The organism is Bacillus cabrialesii (assembly GCF_004124315.2).
Lineage (GTDB): Bacteria > Bacillota > Bacilli > Bacillales > Bacillaceae > Bacillus > Bacillus cabrialesii.
The window spans coordinates 368,915-390,641 of the sequence record NZ_CP096889.1 but is presented as its reverse complement, the minus strand read 5'-3'; the positions used below and the strand labels follow the sequence as shown (position 1 = coordinate 390,641).

At 47.1% G+C, this 21,727-nt stretch carries 17 protein-coding genes; 8 read left to right on the top strand and 9 right to left on the bottom strand.

Annotated features, from left to right (window positions below):
* Positions 1–76: 76 nt before the first annotated feature.
* From EFK13_RS02075 to EFK13_RS02060, 4 genes are all read right to left on the bottom strand, one after another.
* A complete protein-coding gene (locus EFK13_RS02075) occupies positions 77–265 on the bottom strand; it encodes a hypothetical protein (protein ID WP_129506760.1) in 189 nt (62 codons plus the stop codon).
* An 86-nt stretch (positions 266–351) separates the two neighbouring features.
* Complete coding sequence (locus tag EFK13_RS02070; protein WP_129506761.1) at positions 352–936, bottom strand: L,D-transpeptidase; 585 nt, start codon at positions 934–936, stop codon at positions 352–354.
* A complete protein-coding gene (gene folE2 / locus EFK13_RS02065) occupies positions 933–1,847 on the bottom strand; it encodes a GTP cyclohydrolase FolE2 (protein ID WP_129506762.1) in 915 nt (304 codons plus the stop codon). The genes EFK13_RS02070 and folE2 overlap by 4 nt, the downstream gene beginning before the upstream one ends.
* 115 nt (positions 1,848–1,962) lie before the next feature.
* A complete protein-coding gene (locus EFK13_RS02060; RefSeq protein ID WP_129506763.1) occupies positions 1,963–3,168 on the bottom strand; it encodes an MFS transporter in 1,206 nt (401 codons plus the stop codon).
* 180 nt (positions 3,169–3,348) lie between these two features.
* On the opposite strand from EFK13_RS02060, the gene nirB reads away from it, so the two are divergent.
* From nirB to cobA, 5 genes are all read left to right on the top strand, one after another.
* Entirely contained in the window at positions 3,349–5,664 is a 2,316-nt protein-coding gene (nirB, locus tag EFK13_RS02055; RefSeq protein WP_129506764.1) for a nitrite reductase large subunit NirB, read from the top strand.
* A 6-nt stretch (positions 5,665–5,670) separates the two neighbouring features.
* Positions 5,671–7,803, top strand: coding sequence for an assimilatory nitrate reductase catalytic subunit NasC (gene nasC, locus EFK13_RS02050; protein ID WP_129506765.1), 2,133 nt, complete (start codon positions 5,671–5,673; stop codon positions 7,801–7,803).
* 120 nt (positions 7,804–7,923) lie between these two features.
* Positions 7,924–10,341, top strand: coding sequence for an NADPH-nitrite reductase (gene nasD / locus EFK13_RS02045; protein WP_129506766.1), 2,418 nt, complete (start codon positions 7,924–7,926; stop codon positions 10,339–10,341).
* A 32-nt stretch (positions 10,342–10,373) separates the two neighbouring features.
* Positions 10,374–10,694: a nitrite reductase small subunit NirD gene (nirD, locus tag EFK13_RS02040; protein ID WP_064815197.1), complete on the top strand. Its 321-nt coding sequence runs from the start codon at positions 10,374–10,376 to the stop codon at positions 10,692–10,694.
* Positions 10,695–10,754: 60 nt separating this feature from the next.
* Positions 10,755–12,206, top strand: a complete 1,452-nt coding sequence (gene cobA / locus EFK13_RS02035) for a uroporphyrinogen-III C-methyltransferase (RefSeq protein WP_129506767.1) — start codon at positions 10,755–10,757, stop codon at positions 12,204–12,206.
* Positions 12,207–12,235: 29 nt separating this feature from the next.
* Here cobA and ffoR read toward each other — a convergent pair whose 3' ends face one another.
* The gene (gene ffoR, locus EFK13_RS02030) at positions 12,236–13,246 is read right to left on the bottom strand and encodes a ferredoxin--NADP(+) reductase (RefSeq protein ID WP_129506768.1); all 1,011 of its coding nucleotides are present in this window, start codon (positions 13,244–13,246) and stop codon (positions 12,236–12,238) included.
* A 161-nt stretch (positions 13,247–13,407) separates the two neighbouring features.
* Between ffoR and EFK13_RS02025 the strand changes: the two genes are divergently transcribed.
* The 3 genes from EFK13_RS02025 to EFK13_RS02015 all read left to right on the top strand — a co-directional run bounded on the left by EFK13_RS02025 (position 13,408) and on the right by EFK13_RS02015 (position 16,105).
* Positions 13,408–14,271, top strand: coding sequence for an alpha/beta fold hydrolase (locus EFK13_RS02025; protein ID WP_129506769.1), 864 nt, complete (start codon positions 13,408–13,410; stop codon positions 14,269–14,271).
* Between the two features lie 87 nt (positions 14,272–14,358).
* Positions 14,359–15,243, top strand: coding sequence for a permease (locus tag EFK13_RS02020; RefSeq protein ID WP_129506914.1), 885 nt, complete (start codon positions 14,359–14,361; stop codon positions 15,241–15,243).
* 4 nt (positions 15,244–15,247) lie between these two features.
* The gene (locus EFK13_RS02015; protein ID WP_129506770.1) at positions 15,248–16,105 is read left to right on the top strand and encodes a TIGR03943 family putative permease subunit; all 858 of its coding nucleotides are present in this window, start codon (positions 15,248–15,250) and stop codon (positions 16,103–16,105) included.
* 37 nt (positions 16,106–16,142) lie between these two features.
* Here the strand turns inward: EFK13_RS02015 and putR are convergent, their stop codons facing one another.
* The 4 genes from putR to putB form a co-directional block, all read right to left on the bottom strand.
* Entirely contained in the window at positions 16,143–17,378 is a 1,236-nt protein-coding gene (putR, locus tag EFK13_RS02010) for a proline utilization transcriptional regulator PutR (protein WP_129506771.1), read from the bottom strand.
* Between the two features lie 152 nt (positions 17,379–17,530).
* Positions 17,531–18,985 carry a sodium/proline symporter PutP gene (gene putP / locus EFK13_RS02005; protein ID WP_129506772.1) on the bottom strand — a complete coding sequence of 485 codons (1,455 nt, stop codon included), beginning with the start codon at positions 18,983–18,985 and terminating at the stop codon, positions 17,531–17,533.
* A gap of 91 nt (positions 18,986–19,076) precedes the next feature.
* On the bottom strand, positions 19,077–20,624 hold the full coding sequence (gene pruA / locus EFK13_RS02000) for an L-glutamate gamma-semialdehyde dehydrogenase (RefSeq protein WP_129506773.1): 1,548 nt from the start codon (positions 20,622–20,624) through the stop codon (positions 19,077–19,079).
* Between the two features lie 16 nt (positions 20,625–20,640).
* Entirely contained in the window at positions 20,641–21,552 is a 912-nt protein-coding gene (gene putB / locus EFK13_RS01995; protein ID WP_075750509.1) for a proline dehydrogenase PutB, read from the bottom strand.
* Positions 21,553–21,727: the final 175 nt, after the last annotated feature.

Sequence of the window (21,727 nt, the reverse complement as noted above, 5' to 3'; positions counted from 1 at the left end):
CATTCAGCAAAGTCTCCCATCACATATAACCCTTTTCCCATTGCAAATCTTGCCGACATCGGAAGACCGCAGTTGCTCAGCTTGCCCCGCTGACGCTCTGTGTCCAGTGAAGAACCGCGGAGAGCGCAAGTATTTTCAGCATTTCACGAGGCCATTCATCAAGACCAATGACAGCAAGCTTCTTTATCGAAGCCTTTCCTCTATGCACCAAATGCACAGCTAACGTTGAACTTTGGCTGCCGACGATAATGATAAACCCATTCATACATGGGATAAATCACTCTATATAAAGCGTAATCGTTACGATTTAAATCGTATGTTCTTTTTTCCTTTTTGTCAACCACTCTCTTTTTATCTAATCACAACTTTTGTATGTTCAGGGATGTTTTCATATATCCATTTCGCATCTGGAATGGTCAGCCTGATGCATCCATGAGATGCTTTCGCCCCTAGTTTTTTTGCTTCTTTTTCGATGATTTTTTTATCCTTTGTCATGGGCACACTGTGAAATAAAAACTCGCCATGGTTTTTCCATGAGACCCAGTATTCCGCGCCTTCCTGGTATCCTTCGGAGAAAAACCATTCTCCCCGTTCAGCCTCTATATGAAAGGTGCCCTTTGGCGTAGCGTCATCCTTTGTTTGATCAAGTCCCGACGAGACAATCATTGTATAAATGGTGTTGCTTCCTTCTTTGATGTAAGCCTTCTGCTCTTTCACATCCACGTCAACCCAGACCTGTTTTTGCTTGATATCCGGGTATTCACCGCCCGAGGGCTTTGTCCAATCAATGCTTGTTTTTTCTGTTTTTCGGGCCGCCGCTATATGCTCATCCATCTTCTTCGTATCTGAGCTTGCGTGTTCTTGCGCATGATAAGAACATCCTGACAGCACACAGGCCGGCACAAGAACTGCAGCAAGTAAAAAAGAACGATTCATAATCTATCCGCCTGTTTTGAAAAACACAGCTTCGCATAGGCGTCGTGGAGATGGATCGATTCTTCATTTCGGCATTGGATCTCAAAGGCTGACACCCATTCAAGCTCATACAAATCCGCGGCGATCAGCCGGGCGAGATCCTCAACAAATCTCGGGTTTTCATATGCCGTTTCTGTTACGGCTTTTTCATCAGGCCGCTTCAGCACCGGGTGCAGTCTCGCGGAAGCATTTGATTCTGCGGCGTGAAGCAAATCCGTTTTAAAATCGATTGGCAGCAGCGCGGCCGGATGAATATCAGCCCAAATGCTGACCGTTCCCCTCTGATTATGGGCGCTGTATTCACTGATTTCCTTAGAGCAAGGGCACAGGGTCGTTACCTTCGCTGAGATGCCGGCACGCTGTTCAAACGGCTGATCTTCGCGATAGGTGACAGACATCAATATTTCAGCATGCATCAGGCCCGCTTTCTCAAGCTTCGGACTTTTCCGTTCGAAAAACCATGGAAACCGCACTTCGACTGAAGCAGAGGACTGGCCCATGCTTTCCGCAAGCTCTTTCGTAAATTGCTGAAGAGAGGAAAATGAGAGAATCCAGCCGTTTTGATGATAGACTTGGAGCAGTTCGGTTAACCGGCTCATGTTAATCCCCTTCTGATTTCTCCGCAAATCACAAGTCATTGTAAAGTTCGCAGCCGTTGTTTGCACGGCCGGCTGCATGGCAGAATTGATCGTGACCGGATGGGACACGTTAGCGACACCTACATGCTGAATGTCAAAAAAATAATCCTTCCTGATATTTTGCAAATCCTTCATTTTCTCTTTTTCTACAGGTTTTTCGCCTTTCTTTGGACTGACCGATCCAAAGTGTTGAAGACGCTCCGATTTTCCCGGAAGCAGTGTGCGTTGATTCAATCAGAAAACCCCTTTCATTAACAAATCGTAATAATTACTATTTATTCTGATCGCTTCACTGATAAAAATCAAGAGAAAATAAAAAAGACACGCCCAAATGCGTGTCCGTCAAAACCTAAATATCAGCGGGGCTGCTTTCCGCGCTCCAGCTTTTTCTCCAGTAATAGCCTGCGGCAAGCACGAGCGCAAACGCCAGCAGCGCGATACAGGAAAACGTGATAAAACCGATTGCATATGTGCCTGTCACCTGTTTTAGCGACCCTAAAATGTTCGGCAGGAAAAACCCTCCTATGCCGCCGGCCGCGCCGACGATTCCCGTCACCATGCCGATTTCTTTGCGGAAACGCTGCGGGACGAGCTGGAATACAGCTCCGTTGCCCATTCCAAGCCCCATCATTCCGACAAACAAAAGAACGATGACCATTGAGAGCGACGGCAGGCTGCTGACCCCGGCCATACACAAGGCCACGATGACAAACAAGACAGAAAGAACTTTCGTGCCGCCGACACGATCCGAAATCCATCCCCCGACAGGCCGAAAAAAGCTTCCCGCCGCCACACATAATGTGACGAAATCGCCCGCGTGAATTTTTGACAGCTGGTACTGATCGACAAAGAAAATAGATAAAAAGCTTGATAGCCCGACAAATCCTCCGAATGTGACGCTGTACAGCAGGCAGAAAAACCAGGTTTCCTTTTGCCCGAACACATGCAGATAGTTTTTGAGCGGCTGCGGCGCCGGCTGTGCAGGAGAATCCTTTGCCATGGATACAAAAAGAACAAAGACGATCAACAAAGGAATAAGCGCAATTCCCATGACAATGTGCCAGCCGAACTGCTCTGCCAGACGCGGGCCAAACAGCGTTGCAAACAACGTGCCGCTGTTCCCCGCTCCGGCGATCCCCATCGCAAGCCCCTGCAAATGAGGCGGATACCATCGGCTTGCCATTGGCAGCGCAACGGCAAAGCTTGCCCCCGCCACGCCAAGCAAAATCCCGATGGCATACAGCTCAGGCAGCGAACGGCCGCCAAATGTCCCCCAAAGCAGCGGAACCATTGTCACCACCATACCGATCACTGCCGTTTTTTTCGGTCCGATTCTGTCCGTTAAAATACCCAACATGATACGAAACACAGATCCTGATAAAATCGGCACAGCCACGATAAGCCCTTTCTCAAAGGGAGACAGGCCAAAATCCTGAGAAATATAAACACCCAGCGCCCCAAGCATAACCCATATCATAAAGCTCACATCAAAGTATAAAAAGGAACAGAACAAAGTGAGTGGATGGCCGCTAGTTTTCAGTTCCGACAGCTTCATAAGATTCCCCTTTCTTGACCTATAATTATTTTAAATTTTCTGAATTAAGGATATATGACCATTTTTTTCTGGAAAAGAGATGTGTAAGTTTATGTAACACGTTTAATGCGTTAACAATGCGTTGTGCCATAATTTTTGGTAGGAGAAAACTTACAAGCTGCGTCAAAGGAGGTTTGGCACATGAAGAAACAAAGATTGGTGTTAGCGGGGAACGGAATGGCCGGAATCCGCTGTATTGAAGAAGTATTAAAGCTGAATCGCCAAATGTTCGAGATTATTATTTTCGGAAGTGAACCGCATCCCAACTACAATCGTATTCTCTTATCCGCTGTATTGCAGGGGGAGGCGTCACTCGATGACATTACACTGAATAGCAAGGACTGGTACGCCAAGAATGAGATTACCCTTTACACAGGCGAAACGGTTGTTCAAATTGATACAGATCGGCAGCAGGTCATCACGGATCGCAAACGCAGCCTGTCCTATGACAAATTCATTGTGGCAACAGGCTCCTCCCCCTATATTCTTCCCATTCCCGGGGCGGACAAAGAAGGCGTCTGCGGATTTCGAACAATAGAAGACTGCCAAATGCTGATGAGCATGGCCAAACACAATCAAAAGGCAGCGGTGATCGGAGCCGGCTTATTAGGACTGGAAGCCGCAGTCGGTTTACAGCATCTCGGCATGGATGTCAGCGTCATTCACCGCTCTGCCGGCATCATGCAAAAACAGCTCGATCAAACGGCGTCGCGGCTGCTGCAGACGAAGCTGGAACGGAAAGGCTTAACCTTTCTTTTGGAGAAAGACACCGTATCCATTTCCGGCACCTCGCGCGCAGACGGCATCCGTTTTAAGGATGGATCTTCACTAAAGGCAGACTTGATTGTGATGGCGGCTGGTGTGAAGCCGAATATTGAATTGGCTGTATCATCTGGAATCGCAGTCAACCGCGGGATCATCGTAAATGATTGCATGCAGACGAGCGCACCGAATGTCTATGCCGTCGGCGAATGCGCTGAGCACAACGGAAGAGTATACGGTTTGGTATCGCCGCTTTATGAGCAGGGAAAAGTTCTCGCCAGACATATTTGCGGCGATCTATGTGAGGGATATCAAGGCTCGGCACCATCTGCTGCTTTAAAAATAGCTGGAATTGATGTGTGGTCAGCCGGAAAGGTTCACGAGGATGAACGCACAACGAGCATCAACATCTACGATGAACAAGCCGGCATTTATAAAAAAGCGCTCTTTGAGGATGACAAACTGGCCGGCGTTATTTTATACGGAGACACACGTGACAAGCCGCGATTTCTTGACAGCCTGCTCAAACAAAGAGACATCTCGATCGTGAAAAAGCAGATGTTTGAATCGGAGAAATCGGGTACATCTTTTGAATCCATGCCTTTCAGTGAAACGATTTGCCAATGCAATTCAGTGACGAAAGGCGCGATTCAAGAAGCGGTGCACACAAAAGGCTTAACAACTGTTGAGGAAGTCAAGCACTGCACCAGGGCATCCGGCTCCTGCGGAGGATGCAAGCCGCTGGTTGAAGACTTTTTGAGGTACATGACCAGCGGTGAATATGCAGAGCCGGCTGGCACACCTTCGTTTTGCGGCTGCACCGATTTTACGGAAGACGACCTTATTGCTGAGCTTCAGCTTCTGCCGTACTCTGATCCAGCAGAAGCGATGAGCCAGCTTGGCTGGAAAACGGAAAACGGGTGCCGCAAATGTGTTCCGGCGATTGAATACTATCTGGAAAAGCTGCATGCCGGTTTTGTTCAGCCTGAATCTTCCTCAGAAGACACATGCAGCCTCATTCCGCAAATGTACGGCGGGATGGCAAACGCGGAGCAGCTAAGAAATCTCGCCGACATCATCGAGAGATACAGCATCCCTGACGTATCCATCACTCACGGCCAAAGACTGAAGCTTTCAGGGTTCAAACCCGCGGATCTCCCAAACATCAAAAAGGACCTGAAAATGCCCGCTCGCTCAAACGAACACCGCCACGCGCTGCAAAGTGCCAAAGCATGTACATGCGGACAAAACCGATCGATTCAGCAGCTGGCAGTCCAAATCGAGAGGCAGGTTGAAAGGCTTTCCATGCCCGCTTCCATTTCTGTGAGTCTATCATGTGAAACAGACTGTACAGATGCCGCCATACAAGATGTCGGCGCGATGCGGACGCAAGCCGGCTGGGACATTTACATCGGCGGCATCCGCGGAACTCATGCCCGTTCCGGTGCTCTGTTTTGCGTGACAGACAACGCGGAAAACACTGCCGTCATGATCAAAGGGCTGATCCAGTATTATCGTGAAACAGCTCATTACTTAGAAGCCGTACATCAGTGGATGGACCGTCTCGGGATCGTGCATATCAGAGAAGTGCTTTTCGAAGAGGAATTAAGGACACAGCTGCTGGATAACCTCCAAACAGACGTGTCACTGATTCAAAATCCGCCTATAAAGGCTGGCTCACATAAGAAAGGATGAGGCATTTTGACTGAACGACTGCTTAGATATTTCCGTGATAAACAACAAGACATCCAATCAGAAAAAACGTATGACACCCAATGCCCGTTTTGCAGCATGCAGTGCAAAATGCAGCTTGTGGAACAAACCATCGTCACACGGAAAAAGTACACAGCGATCGGGATTGATAATCCTACGACACAGGGCCGGTTATGCATGAAGGGCATGAACGCCCACCAGCATGCCCTGAACTCCTCCCGCATCACCCGGCCGCTGGTGAAGAAAAACGGCGAATTTATGCCTGTTTCCTGGGAAGAAGCACTGAATCACATCAAAGACCGAGTGACGATGATCCAAGCGGAATACGGACATGATGCCATGGGTGTATACGGAAGCGCCTCAATTACGAATGAAGAAGCGTACTTGTTAGGGAAGTTCGCACGAGTAGGCTTACAGACAAAATACATCGACTACAACGGGAGACTTTGTATGTCCGCAGCAGCCACCGCAGCCAACCAAACTTTCGGCGCGGACAGAGGCTTAACGAATCCCTTATCAGACATTCCCCACACCCGTGTGATCATTCTGGCCGGCACCAATATTGCGGAATGCCAGCCTACAATTATGCCGTATTTTGAAAAAGCGAAGGAAAACGGAGCCTACATCATTGCCATTGATCCGCGTGAAACAGCGACAACAAAAATCGCCGATCTTCATCTAAAAATTAAACCCGGCACAGACGCCGCCCTTGCCAACGGTCTCGTCAAAATCATTATTGACGAACAGCTCATAAACGAGGATTTCATCCGATCACGAACAAATGGATTCGAAGAGCTGAAGCGGCATACTGACGCATTGGGCCTGAATGATATCGCCGAACAGACGAGTGTCCCGCTGGCGCACATGCGAAAGGCTGCTGTGAAGTTTGCCAAGGAAACATCCGGCATGCTGTTTACAGCTCGCGGGATTGAACAGCAAACCGATGGAACAGCGGCTGTGAAAGGCTTCTTAAACATGGTGCTGATCACTGGAAAGATCGGCAAGCGTTACTCGGGCTACGGAGCGATCACCGGACAAGGCAACGGGCAAGGCGCAAGAGAGCATGGCCAAAAAGCCGATCAGCTTCCAGGCTACCGATCTATTGAAAACGAACAGCACCGTGCACATATTGCGAATGTGTGGGGAATCCATCAGGATGATCTGCCGCGAAAAGGTGTCTCAGCCTATGAAATGATGGAAAAAATCAATGACGGCGACATCAAAGGACTGTTCCTCATGTGCTCCAATCCTGCTGTTTCCAGCCCAAATGCGAATCTCGTGAAAAAAGCTCTAAGAAAACTGACATTCTTTGTCGCGATCGATTTGTTTATTTCTGAGACTGCGACATACGCGGATGTGATTTTGCCCGCCTCCTCTTATTTAGAAGATGAGGGCACCATGACCAATGTCGAAGGCCGCGTGACATTAAGAGAAGCAAGCAGGCCGTGTCCCGGTGAAGCAAAGCATGATTGGCAGATCATTTGTGAAATCGCATCCGCTCTCGGGAAAGGCCGTTATTTTTCTTACGCGTCAGCAGAGGAAATTTTTAATGAATTGAGAGAAGCGAGCCGAGGCGGAATTGCCGATTATTCAGGCATCACATATGACAGGCTCAGACGCGAAGGCGGCATTCATTGGCCATGTCCGGAACCTGATCACTCCGGAACAGGACGCTTGTTTGCGGACTCATTTGCACATCCGGATCAAAAAGCGGCTCTGAGTGTGATACCAAACGAACCGGCAGTTCCAAAAGAAAAGCCGACAGCCGATTATCCGCTTTATTTAACGACAGGCCGAGTCATGTCTCACTACTTAACAGGCGTCCAAACGAGAAAAAGCGCCGCCCTTGCCGCGAGACATTTTGAATCGTTTATGGAAATTCATCCGCAAACAGCGGCGTCCTTCCATATTGAAGACCGTGTCCTCGTCAAAATAGAATCCCCGCGGGGAAGCATCACCGTCCGCAGCAAATTATCAGAACAAATCAGAAAAGATACCGTTTTTGTTCCCATCCACTGGGCAGGGGCTCAAAATGTGAATGATTTAATCGGCGAAGCCTTAGACCCAGCCTGTAAAATGCCCGGTTTTAAGGTGTGTGCCGTCCGAATCAGGCCTATTTAAATTTTTCATAAAATTTTTAGAACTTTTCGTATATTTTGTTACATTTTATAACATGTATCTTAAATATTTCTTTTTGCTGTGCTACGCTAAAAAAAACATTGATAAGGAGCGGATCATCTGATGGGAAAAAAACAGCTAGTTCTTGTTGGAAATGGAATGGCCGGGGTAAGGGCCATTGAAGAGATACTGAGTGTTGCAAAAGACGAGTTTCAGATCACAATTTTCGGTGCCGAACCGCATCCCAACTACAATCGAATCCTTTTATCAAAAGTGCTTCAAGGCGATACCGACATCAAAGATATTACGTTAAATGATTGGGATTGGTACGAAGAAAACAATATTCAATTGTATACAAATGAAACAGTCATCAAAGTGGACACAGAAAACAAAACGGTCATTACAGATGCAGACAGAATCCAACCATACGACGAATTGATTCTGGCGACAGGCTCTGTCCCTTTTATCCTCCCGATTCCGGGCGCAGACAAACAAGGCGTCACGGCTTTCCGGGACATCAAAGATACAGATACGATGCTCGCCGCATCAAAACAATATAAAAAAGCAGCCGTCATCGGCGGAGGCCTGCTTGGTTTGGAAGCCGCGCGCGGACTGCTGAATCTCGGCATGGATGTATCCGTCATCCACCTCGCCCCATACCTGATGGAACGCCAGCTTGATCCAACGGCGGGGCGCCTGCTGCAAAATGAGTTAGAAAAACAAGGGATGACCTTTTTACTTGAAAAGCAAACCGAAGAAATTGTCGGTGAAGGCCGTGTTGAAGGCCTCCGTTTTAAAGACGGCACAAGCATTGAAGCTGATTTAGTCGTCATGGCTGTCGGCATCCGCCCGAATACACAGCTTGGCACAGAAAGCGGCATTCCGGTCAACCGCGGAATCATTGTCAATGACTATATGCAAACTGAAATCCCGCACATTTATGCGGTCGGCGAATGCGCAGAGCACAGGGGAATCGCCTACGGGCTCGTGGCGCCGCTCTATGAACAGGCAAAAGTGCTGGCGAAGCATATGTGCGGCATCGAAACAAAACCGTACGAAGGCTCCGTTCTCTCCACTCAGTTAAAGGTATCAGGCGTCGAGGTCTTCTCTGCCGGTGACTTTGATGAATCAGAGGATAAAAAAGCGATTAAAGTATTCGATGAACAGGACGGCATCTATAAAAAAATCGTTCTGAGGGGCAATCAAATTGTCGGTGCTGTTTTATTCGGCGACAGCAGCGAGGGCAATCGCCTGTTTTCTATGATCCAAAAAGAAGCCGATATCTCTGAAACCTCTAAAATATCAATCTTACAGCCTCTCAACCAAGAAGCCGGCGTAAGCATTACCGCAGCGATGAGCGACGATGAAATCATCTGCGGCTGCAACGGCGTGTCAAAAGGTGACATTATTCAAGCCATACAGGAAAAGGGCTGCTCGTCAACGGACGAGATCAAAGCATGCACCGGTGCATCCCGTTCATGCGGAGGCTGTAAGCCGCTTGTAGAAGAAATCCTCCAGTATACGCTCGGATCAGACTTTGATGCGTCAGCGCAAAAAGAAGCGATTTGCGGCTGCACCACATTGTCGAGAGATGAAGTCGTAGAAGAAATCAAAGCCAAAGGGCTGTCACATACAAGAGAAATCATGAACGTGCTCGGCTGGAAAACGCCAGAAGGCTGTTCCAAATGCCGTCCGGCTCTGAACTACTACTTAGGCATGATCAATCCAACCAAATACGAGGATGAACGGACATCCCGCTTTGTTAATGAACGAATGCACGCCAATATTCAAAAAGACGGAACATACTCAGTCGTTCCCCGGATGTACGGCGGCGTGACCAACTCCACAGATTTGCGCAAGATCGCCGATGTTGTCGACAAGTATGAGATCCCGCTCGTGAAAATGACAGGCGGCCAGCGGATTGATCTCATCGGCGTGAAAAAAGAAGACCTTCCGAAGGTATGGGAAGATCTTGATATGCCGTCAGGATACGCGTACGGAAAGACACTCCGGACAGTAAAAACATGCGTAGGCGAGCAATTCTGCCGCTTCGGCACGCAAGACTCCATGGCACTGGGCATTGATCTTGAGAAAAAATTCGAAGGGCTGAACACGCCTCATAAAGTCAAAATGGCCGTGTCTGCCTGTCCGCGGAACTGTGCGGAATCCGGCATTAAAGACCTTGGCGTTGTCGGCATCGACGGGGGCTGGGAGCTTTATGTCGGCGGAAACGGCGGAACTCATTTACGCGCCGGTGATTTGCTGATGAAGGTGAAAACAAATGAAGAAGTCTTAGAATACGCAGGCGCTTACCTGCAATATTACCGGGAAACCGCAAACTATCTGGAGCGTACATCCGCATGGCTTGAGCGCGTCGGTTTATCCCATGTCCAATCCGTGTTAAACGATCCGGAAAAGCGGCAGGAGCTGAACGACCGAATGAATGAAACACTCTCTGTCCACAAGGATCCGTGGAAGGGCTTTTTGGAAGACAAACAAACCTCTAAAGAATTATTTGAAAATGTCGTGACCACATCATAATGACAAATAACAAACATTGAGGAGGAACGGACATGGTGAACAAAGACGTAACAAAAGTATGGATCGGAAAAATTGAAGAATTGCCTGAACAATTAGGCAAAACAGTGTATATTGAAGATAAGGAGCTCGCGGTTTTCAAGCTTTCAAACGGAAGCATTCGCGCCATCGAAAACCGCTGTCCGCATAAGGGCGGCGTCCTGGCAGAAGGCATCGTCAGCGGCGAATATGTTTTCTGCCCGATGCACGATTGGAAAATCTCCTTAGAAGACGGAATCGTCCAAGAGCCTGATCACGGATGCGTCAAGACATACGAAACGCTGATCGAAGGAGAACATGTTTATCTCGTATATTGATCAAAAGACCGGATCACTTTTCAAGTGATCCTTCATTTTTTACAGTGACGGAAGGATGACATGATCATGAAGAACGGAATCGTATATTTCGTGGGAGCAGGCCCCGGCGATCCAGGGCTGCTCACCATCAAAGGAAAACAGGCGCTGGAGGAAGCAGATGTGATTTTATATGACCGTCTCGCCAACCCGAAGCTGCTCGAATTCGCATCACCGGACTGCGAGTTTATATATTGCGGAAAACTGCCAGACCGCCATTTTATGAAACAAAGAGACATCAATGCCCTGCTGGTTGAAAAAGCATCAAAGGGATTAACCGTCGTCCGTTTAAAAGGCGGAGATCCGAGTGTTTTCGGAAGAGTCGGCGAGGAAGCAGATGCTCTCCATGAGCACGGCATTCGCTATGAAATGGTGCCGGGCATCACCTCTGGAATTGCAGCGCCGCTATATGCGGGCATCCCCGTCACGCATCGGGATTTCGCATCGTCTTTTGCCATGATTACAGCGCATGATAAATCATTAAAAGGCACGCCGAACCTTGACTGGGAAGGGCTTGCCCGAAGCGTTCAAACCCTTGTCTTTTACATGGGCGTAAAGAATTTGTCTTATATTTGCCAGCAGCTCATTGCATACGGAAAATCGCCTTCCGTCCCTGTTATTGTGATCCAATGGGGCACGTGGGGCCGCCAGCGGAGTGTGAAAGGATCGCTCGAGAACATTCAGCAAAAAGTGCAGGAACACCAGATCACAAACCCTGCGATTATCGTCATCGGAGATATCGTCAACTTTCAAACACACAGCTGGTTTGAAAGCAAACCTCTTATCGGCCAGCATTTAATGGTTGTCACTCATGGCGAAGATAAAGACCCGCTTGCAGACGAGCTGCGTGCTTTTGGCGCCGATGTCATCGAATGGCCGAAATGGCGGACTGAGCGCATGCCTGTCAATGAAGAGATTCTTCGAAAGATCGGCACCTTTGAAGACATTTTCTTCACATCGCGCCGTGCGGTTTGTGAATTTTTCCAAGCGATGGCTTCCAAAAAAGTCGATATCCGCCAGCTGACAGGCCGACTGAGCGCGGCGTCTGAACATGCGGAAACGGAGCTTGAAAAACGGGGTTTTTTCGTCTCCGCCATACAGCCTGATTCAGAAAAAACGCTGGTTGTCGGAAGCCGCCGTGCAGTAGAAAACATGCAAACGCAGAAGTCCTGTTCGTTTTATATCACCCATGAAAACGTCATAGATGACCGGTTCACCCACATGATTCAGCGAACCATCAGTGAATCTCCGCTGCACATGATCATTTGCCCGAGCAAGCCGTCCGTTCAGCAATTGATCAGCACAGGCGAACAAATCGGCATTTTGCCGGAACCGTCAGCGAGCCGCCCTCCTATCGTCTGCATAGGCGATGACACAGCTGCCGGCGCTTATGGATTCACAGCCGTCCAAGAACAGGATGAATTGTTTGCTTACATCCACAATCAACATGCGGAAAAAAAGCTCCTTCACAGCTGATTGCGGCAGCCCTTTCCTTAAGGGCTGTTTTATTTATGCACCAATTTTTTATGATGAGTTGAATACATCGCCATATTCTCGGCCTTAGGGTCCAAATACGCCTTCGCGCTGTTGACCGCTGTCGGGCCTTCCGTAAAACCGCCGGCAATCAATCTCAGCTTACTTTCATAAAAAGCCGCGTCGCCCGCCACAAACACGCCCGGAAGATTCGTCCGCATGTGTCTGTCCGCTTTCACCCTGCCTTCTTCAATCTCCAGCCCCCACTCCTTCATCGGCCCGAGATCAATTTTGAAGCCATGATTAATGATCAGTTCATCAACCTCTATCTCTTCCCTCTGGCCAGACTCAGCATGACAAATCGTCACTTTTTGGATGCGCTCCTCATTGCCGCTCAGCTGCTCCAGACGATAAGGGGTAAGCACTCGCACCGACGATTGCTTCATTTTCGTCACACTGCTTTCCATTCCGCCGAATTCCTCGCGGCGATGAACAACAGTCACAGACGCCGCAATCGGTTCCAGCTCATTAGCCCAATCGACGGCAGTATCTCCGCCGCCTGATATCACGACCCGCTTGCCTTTAAACAAATCAAGCTTCTCCACCCCATAATGAAGATTTTTGCCCGCGTATCGGGTTGCATCCTCGCTGTCAAACTCATTGACCTCAAGCGTGCCCATGCCGCAAGCCAAAATCACAGTTCTTGTATAGTGCTTTTCCCCTTCAGAACCTGTCAATACAATGGTGCCGTCATTCAGGCGTTCTAACCCGGTCACACGCTGATTCAGCATGATATCAGGATCAAACGTCGCCGCCTGCTCCTTCAGCTGCTCGATCAGCTGCTTTCCCGCAATTCCCGGTATCCCGCCGATATCGCGAATGATTTTCTCAGGAAAGAATAAAGACACCTTCCCTCCGAGCCTCGGCAAAAATTCGATTACTTTCGTTTTCAGCTCCCGCATTCCGCAGTAAAAAGCTGTAAACAGCCCAATTGGACCCCCACCTATAATCGTAACGTCATATACCTCTCGATTCTCAGCCATCCGTCCTGCCTCCCGTTCACATCTATATCAACAACTTTAATTGAGAATGAATATCAATACAAAGTATATCATATTTCAAGGGCCTTTGTTTATTCATTTCTTCTCCTTGTGGTCAATTGCTGAAAACTCTATAATAGGCAAAAAACAAATGGGAGAAACAAATGAAAAGACGAGTCGAAACGATCACTATCGAAGGACGTACACTAGAATATTCTGTGACAGGCAAGGGAACCCCAATCCTTGTCATGCATGGCGGACATTCAAATTGTTACGAGGAATTCGGGTACACAGCGCTGATTGAGCAGGGCTATTCCATCATTACGCCTTCAAGGCCTGGCTACGGACGAACGTCAAAAGAGATTGGAAAAAGCCTTGCCGACGCCTGCCGTTTTTATGTGAATATATTAGATCATTTACAAATCGAACGCGTCCATGTAATTTCCATCTCAGCAGGAGGGCCGAGCGGCATATGCTTTGCCTCACATTATCCGGAAAGGGTTAACACTTTGATCCTGCAATCCGCGGTCACAAAGGAATGGCTCACCCCCAAAGACACGGAATACAAAGCCGCAAGAATTCTCTTCCGTCCGCCGCTGGAAAAGTGGATATGGAAGCTGATTTCTTCTTTGAATAACGCCTTTCCGCGTTCGATGTTTCGAGCTATGAGCCCGCAATTCAGCACGCTTCCGTTTCAGCGAATCAAGTCCTTGATGGATGAAAGCGACATAGAAGCTTTTCGAAAAATGAACAGCCGGCAGCGCTCTGGTGAAGGATTTCTGCTTGACTTGTCACAAACAACCGCGGTCTCTTCGAAAGAACTGCAGGCCATCTCATGTCCCGTGCTGATTATGCAAAGTGTTTATGATGGATTTGTCGACTTGTCACATGCACATCATGCAAAAGAGCACATTCATGACGCCGCCCTCTGTTTGCTTCACTCATGGGGGCACCTGATTTGGCTCGGAAAAGAAGCTGCTGAAACAGACAGTATCCTACTCGGCTTTTTAGAATCCTCAACAAAGTGAAACAATCCTTCCCCCTCCTCCGTCAAACAAACGGTGCCTCTTTTTCTGGTATCATAAGAGGCAGCTAACATGAGCGGAGGTTTTATTGTGACAGCACAATCATCTTTTCTTCAGCTGAATTCTATTTTTATCAGCATTTTAATAGAAGCCATTCCTTTTATTCTGATTGGCGTCATACTTTCCGGAATCATTCAAATGTTTGTTTCTGAAGAAATGATTACAAGAATCATGCCGAAAAACCGTTTTCTCGCCGTATTATTCGGTGCGCTGGCCGGGGTTTTGTTTCCCGCCTGCGAATGCGGCATTATCCCGATTACGAGGCGGCTTCTGTTAAAGGGAGTTCCCCTGCACGCGGGTGTCGCTTTCATGCTGACCGCGCCTATCATTAATCCTATCGTCTTATTTTCTACTTTTATTGCGTTCGGGAACAGGTGGAGCGTAGTCTTTTACAGGGGCGGACTGGCACTCGCCGTTTCGGTGATCATTGGGATCATCCTATCCTATCAATTTAAGGATAATCAGCTGTTAAAGCCTGATGAACCCGGGCATCACCACCATCATCACCACACTCTGCTTCAAAAGCTGGGCGGGACCTTGCGCCATGCCATTGATGAATTTTTCTCCGTGGGGAAGTATTTAATTATCGGCGCCTTTATCGCAGCCGCTATGCAGACGTATGTCAAAACATCCACTCTGCTTGCGATCGGGCAGAATGATGTATCCTCTTCCCTCGTGATGATGGGTCTGGCGTTTGTCTTGTCGCTTTGTTCGGAAGTCGATGCGTTCATCGCGTCTTCCTTCAGCAGCACATTTTCATTAGGATCCTTAATCGCGTTTCTCGTCTTTGGCGCGATGGTGGATATTAAGAATCTATTGATGATGCTTGCGGCCTTCAAAAAACGATTTGTTTGCCTGCTGATTACGTACATTGTCGTGCTCGTCTTAGCGGGATCACTACTGGTAAAGGGGTGATTGGATGTTTCGTTTATTGGTGCTGATGGGGTTTACGTTTTTCTTTTATCACCTGCATACCTCAGGAAATCTAACAAAATATATCAATATGAAATACGCCTATCTTTCCTTTATTGCGATCTTCCTGCTGGCCATTCTGACAGCCGTTCAAGCGTATGTATTTATCAGGTCGCCTGAAAAAGGCGGGCATCACCACGATCATGATTGCGGGTGCGGCCATGATCACGAACATGACCATGAACAAAACAAGCCATTTTATCAGCGTTATGTGATTTATCTTGTGTTTCTTTTTCCTTTGGTGTCGGGCATCTTCTTCCCGATTGCGACGCTTGACTCATCCATTGTTAAAACAAAAGGGTTCTCGTTTAAGGCGATGGAGAGCGGGGATCATTACTCCCAAACACAGTATTTGCGGCCTGATGCGAGTCTTTATTACGCGCAAGACAGCTATGACAAACAGATGAAACAGCTGTTTAATAAGTATTCCAGCAAGAAAGAGATTTCCCTGACCGATGATGATTTCCTAAAAGGAATGGAAACGATATATAACTATCCTGGTGAATTTCTCGGACGGACGATTGAATTTCATGGATTTGCGTATAAAGGAAACGCGATTAACAAAAACCAGCTGTTCGTGTTGAGGTTTGGCATCATTCACTGTATCGCTGATTCCGGCGTTTACGGGATGCTTGTGGAGTTTCCGAAAGACATGAACATCAAGGACGATGAGTGGGTTCAGATTAAGGGCACCCTGGCCTCAGAATATTACCAGCCTTTCAAATCAACGCTCCCTGTTGTGAAAGTGACTGACTGGAAAACCATTAAAAAGCCTGATGACCCGTACGTTTACAGAGGATTTTAAATGAAGGCGAAACCAGTACAAGTACTGGTTTCTTTTTTTATTTCTTTTTCATCAGCATCAAATCAAGATAGAGCTGGCAGCGTGTCCTAAAATCACTTAAATCGATCGACGTCATTTCAGTAATCTGCTTAATGCGGTAATTCAATGTATTTTGGTGAATAAACAGCTGTTCAGCTGCTGGTTTTGTTTTGCAGTTGTTGAGGAGATAGACTTCCAGCGTTTTCAAAAGCTCGGTGCTGCTTTCTTGGTCTTTCGCTTTTAATAAAGCCAAATCCTTATTCTCGTATTCTAAAAGTTCATTTTTCTGTTCAATGCTTTCTAAATAGCGGTAAATGCCGAGTTTGGCATATTCATATGGAATGTTTTCCTGATTGCCGGTGATTTCTGCGGCTTTGATGACTTCAAGTGCTTCTTTATAGCTCTTGCCGAGTTTTAAAAGATGATCATATTCGTTTCCGATACCGATATAAATAGGGGTAGGTATTTTTTGAAAGTGAAAATGTGTTAACAGCTTATTAATAAATTCAGAAGCTGCCGAGGAGACGGAGCTTTTTTGGGAAAAACTCGCTACGACGATGACAATATTTGATTCGATCGTTAAGACATGACTGACTTTATCCCGTAAATTCAGGTACGACCTGATATTTTCCTTTAGATCCTCAACCGCTTCCCCATCCCCATTCGCGGCGTGCAGGATGACTACTGAAAACATGGAAGGCAGCACGGTGTTGATCCTTTCGGCTTCCCGTCTGAGTTCCTTCTCCGAGATGAATTGCTGATAGATCGCCCGTTTAATGAGATCTTCCGCTTTTTCTTCCTTTTCCTGTTTCAGCTTGTTCGTTTTATAAATGATTTTTCCGACATGGAAGGACGTCTCATACAAAAAGTCGAGCTCTTCTTCCGTCAGATTTTGATCCAGCTCCTGAATCCAGATGTAGCCCATGACTTCCCCTTTGTGCTTCGCACTCACGACTACCCTCTGGTTTAACCCGATGCTTTCAATTTTATTGACGCGAAAAGGCTCAGGTTCTGTTTTCAGTTTTTCAATGATTCCGTCCTTCAAAAATCTCTCAAAAATCTGGACCGGACATTTTTTTGAGAAAATAGTCTGCTGATTGGCAGAATCAAAATGGTTAATATAGTAAGAATTATAGGCTAACAAAAAGAAATCCGCGCTTTCCAGTATCACTGGTTTTTGCAGTTCATAGCTGATAAAATCAATCAGCTTATCAACATCTGAAAATGAAAAAACTCTCTCTAAAAGCTCTTCCATACCTTTTTCTCCTATACTTTTTTTACTTTAATCATATCCATACGGGGTCTATTTGTATAGAAAAACATACGTTTGTTTCCAAAAGAAAAAAACAGCCGCCTAAAAGGAGAAAAGAGGAAAAAGGGACAACCCCTTCCTCCTCCTTTCAATCTTTATTGTGACATTGTATCTTGGTAGTCTTTAAACTGATCTGCGACAGCTTGTGACGGAGCCTGCGTCAATACGCTGACAATAAAGACAGATAATAGACTCGCAGCAAAACCAGGTATCATTTCATACAGAAAATCCGAAAGACCGGCATTCGCCCAAATGATTACAGTTGCTGCTCCCACAATCATGCCGGCGAGTGCCCCCCATTTGGTCATTCGTTTCCAAAACAGACTGAGCAGTACAACCGGTCCGAATGATGCACCGAAGCCCGCCCACGCGTAGCTGACCAATCCAAGGATTGTATTGTTTTTCTCCCAAGCCAGCAGTAACGCGATGATTGAAACAGCCAGAACAGCCATACGGCCCAAAAACACCAGCTCTTTATCAGAAGCTGAGCGTCTGAACATCGACTTATACAAATCTTCTACCAGAGAGCTTGATGTCACAAGCAGTTGGGAAGAAATTGTACTCATAATCGCGGCCAAAATAGCTGAAATCAGAAAACCTGTGATAATCGGATGGAACAAGATATTCCCTAACTGAATAAAAATCGTCTCAGGGTCCTTCAGTGTCATGCCACGCTGATGGTAATAAGCGATTCCGCCCAAACCGGTCAGCACAGCGCCGACTGCCGACAAAATCATCCAGCCCATTCCGATTCTGCGCGCTCTCTTGATCTCTTTGACAGACGTGATCGCCATAAAACGCACAATGATATGCGGCTGGCCAAAGTAGCCTAAACCCCAGGCAAACAAAGAAATAATGCCAAGAACGCTTGTTCCTTTGAAAATATTAAACATATCTGGATCAACAGAGCGGATTTCAGTAACTGTTTCACTTGCCCCTCCCGTGTGAAAAAACGTAACGATCGGCACAAGAATGAGTGCGGCAAACATAATGATCCCTTGAACAAAATCTGTCCAGCTGACAGCCAAAAAGCCGCCAAACAAGGTATATACCACAACAACACCAGTTACAACCCATAAGCCTGTATGATAATCCATCCCCAAAATACTGTTGAATAAGACGCCGCCTGATACCATTCCAGACGAAACATAAAATGTGAAGAAGACTAAAATCACAATTCCTGAAAACAGTCTGAGAAGCTTTGTTTGATCTCCAAAGCGATTTTCCAGGAACCCGGGAATGGTGATTGAATTCCCAGCTTGTTCAGTATAGGTTCTCAGCCGAGGCGCAACGTAGAGCCAGTTCGCCCATGCTCCAAGGCAAAGTCCGAACACAATCCAAATACCGCTCAGACCTGTTGAAAACATGGCTCCCGGGAGCCCCATCAGCAGCCAGCCGCTCATATCGGCAGCACCGGCACTGAGAGCGGTTACCGCCGGACCCAAAGAGCGTCCTCCAAGCATGTAATCCGTCAGATTTGACGTGCGCTTGTAAGCAAAGTAGCCGATCAGCAGCATCCCCGCCATATAAATACAAATTGAAATAATCAGCTGTGTGTTTTCTATGGCACTTCCTCCTCTTTTTTATGGTATATGGATGAAATGGACATCCCCGCAGGGAGGATGCCCATTTAGTCCCGCTTTAGAACATTTCACTGATTGTTTTAGCCTGCATATGCAATGCCAAGTAATCCGGCCCGCCCGCTTTCGAATCCGTTCCGGACATTTTGAATCCTCCGAACGGATGGTAGCCGACGATAGCGCCTGTACAGTTGCGGTTGAAGTACAGGTTTCCAACATGGAATTCCTGTTTCGCACGCTCGATGTGCTTGCGGTTGTTTGTGATCACCGCGCCTGTCAGACCGTATTCAGTATTGTTTGCCACTTCTAAAGCTTCATCAAAGTTTGACACTTTAGAAAATGCTACGACAGGTCCGAAAATTTCTTCCTGCATGAGTCTAGCTTTCGGATCAAGGTCAGCGAAGATCGTCGGTTTGATGAAGTATCCTTTCGAATCGTCACCAGTACCCCCGCTTACTAAACGGCCTTCCTGTTTTCCGATCTCAATATAGCTCATAATTTTATCATAAGAACCTTGGTCAATGACAGGTCCCATATAAACATCCGCACTGTCAGGTTTTGCTGTTACTTTTGATTCCGTAATTTCAATGACACGCTCTAATACTTGATCATACACTTTTTCATGGACTACTGCACGTGAACCTGCAGAACATTTTTGTCCCGCGAAGCCGAATGCTGATGTAAAGATGGATTGAGCCGCCAATTCAATGTCCGCGTCCTCATCGACAACAACCGTATCTTTACCGCCCATTTCAGCGATGACACGCTTTAAGTGCTGCTGGCCTGGCTGAACTTTCGCCGCGCGTTCGAATATTCTCGTACCAACTTCTCTTGATCCCGTAAATGTGATCAGGCTAGTTTTTGGATGGTCAACAAGATAGTCGCCGACTTCCGCTCCGCTGCCGGGAACAAAGTTGACTACACCTTTCGGCAGACCGGACTCTTCAAGCACCTCAACAAATTTCGCCGCGATAACAGGTGTAGCGCTGGCAGGTTTTAGAACGACTGTGTTTCCAGTAACGATCGGCGCCACTGTTGTTCCCGCCATGATCGCGAACAAGAAGTTCCAAGGAGGAATGACGACTGTTACACCAGTCGGCGTGTACACATATTGGTTTTTCTCGCCTTCACGGCTGTTGACCGGTTTGCCTTTTGCCAGTTCGATCATTTGGCGCGCATAGTACTCCATGAAGTCGATTGCTTCAGCCGTATCAGCATCCGCCTCGTTCCAAGGCTTCCCTGCTTCTTTTACAAGCAAAGCGGAGAATTCATGTTTTCTTCTGCGGACTTTGGCAGCAGCGCGGAACAGGACAGCCGCTCTTTCTTCAGGAGACGTGTATCTCCACTCTTCGAATGCTTTCGCAGCCGCTTCAATCGCTTGTTCAGCGTGCTCTTGAGTAGCTTTTGACACTCTGCCGACGACTTCTTCTTTATCAGCCGGGTTGATCGAAACGATTTTCGCTTCTGTTTCCACTCTCTCGCCGTTAATGACAAGCGGATAGTCTTTTCCTAAATATTCGCTTACTGTCGCAAGCGCTTTTTTAAACGCTTCCACGTTGTTTTGATCTTGGAAATTTGTGAATGGCTCGTGTTTGTAAGGTGTTGTCATGATAATCTCTCCTTTTTTACTTCTTTGTCATTCCTTTGAAAGCAAATGCAATGTTTGACGGACGTTCTGCAAGGCGTCTCATAAAGTAGCCGTACCAATCTTCGCCGTATGGCAGGTAGACTCTCATGTTATAACCTTCTTTTACGAGGTTGAGCTGGGTTTGCGACCGCATGCCGTACAGCATTTGAAATTCAAACTTGTCTTTGGCAATGCCATTTTCCTTGGCAAGCTGCTTTGTATAGTCGAGCATTTTGTCGTCATGTGTGGCAATCGCTGTGTAGTGACCGTTTAAAAGCTGCTTTCGGATGATTTTTTTGTAATTCTCATCGACATCGCTTTTCTCCGGGAAAGCTACTTTTTCTGATTCTTTATAAGCTCCTTTTACAAGGCGGAGGAACGGATGTAAAGAATCCAAATCGTCAATGTCCTTTTCCGTCCGGTACAGATAGGCTTGCAGCACTGTGCTCACATGCTCGTATTTCTTTCTGAAATCTTTGAAAATATCAAGCGTTTTCTGGCATCTGACTTCATCTTCCATGTCAATGGTGACCATGATTTTATGCTTCTCGGCCGTCTGAAGGATTTTCGTCATATTTTCATACACCAGATCCATATCTATATCCAGACCTAGAGACGTCATTTTTAAAGAAACGTGTGAGTTCAGCTGCTGATCCGCAATGGTCGCAATGGTTTGAATGCACTCTTCCGTACGCTCCCGCGCGACCTCGGCGCTGTTCACAAACTCGCCTAAATGATCGACAGTAACGGACAAGCCTTGGCTGTTAAGCTGTCGAATGGTCGGGATTGAACTGTTAAAATCATTCCCGCCGATAATTTTACCCGCTGCTACCCGGCTTCCCCAGTTCTTCGCCATTTTATTGAGAAAGCCGCTTTTGGATAAAAATAAGAAAAAATCTCTTGTGATCACTTCCAACCTCAACACCCCGCAATCTAAGAAGTATTTGTATGAGTTTATTGTAAATGGACAAAACCTTCGTTCACAATATTCTCAAAATACAAAGATTCTGATAATTTTTGTGGGTTTGCCACAATCAGATAGTTAGAAAGTCGGGGGACATTCTGTCGAATAAAAGGGAAAAGGA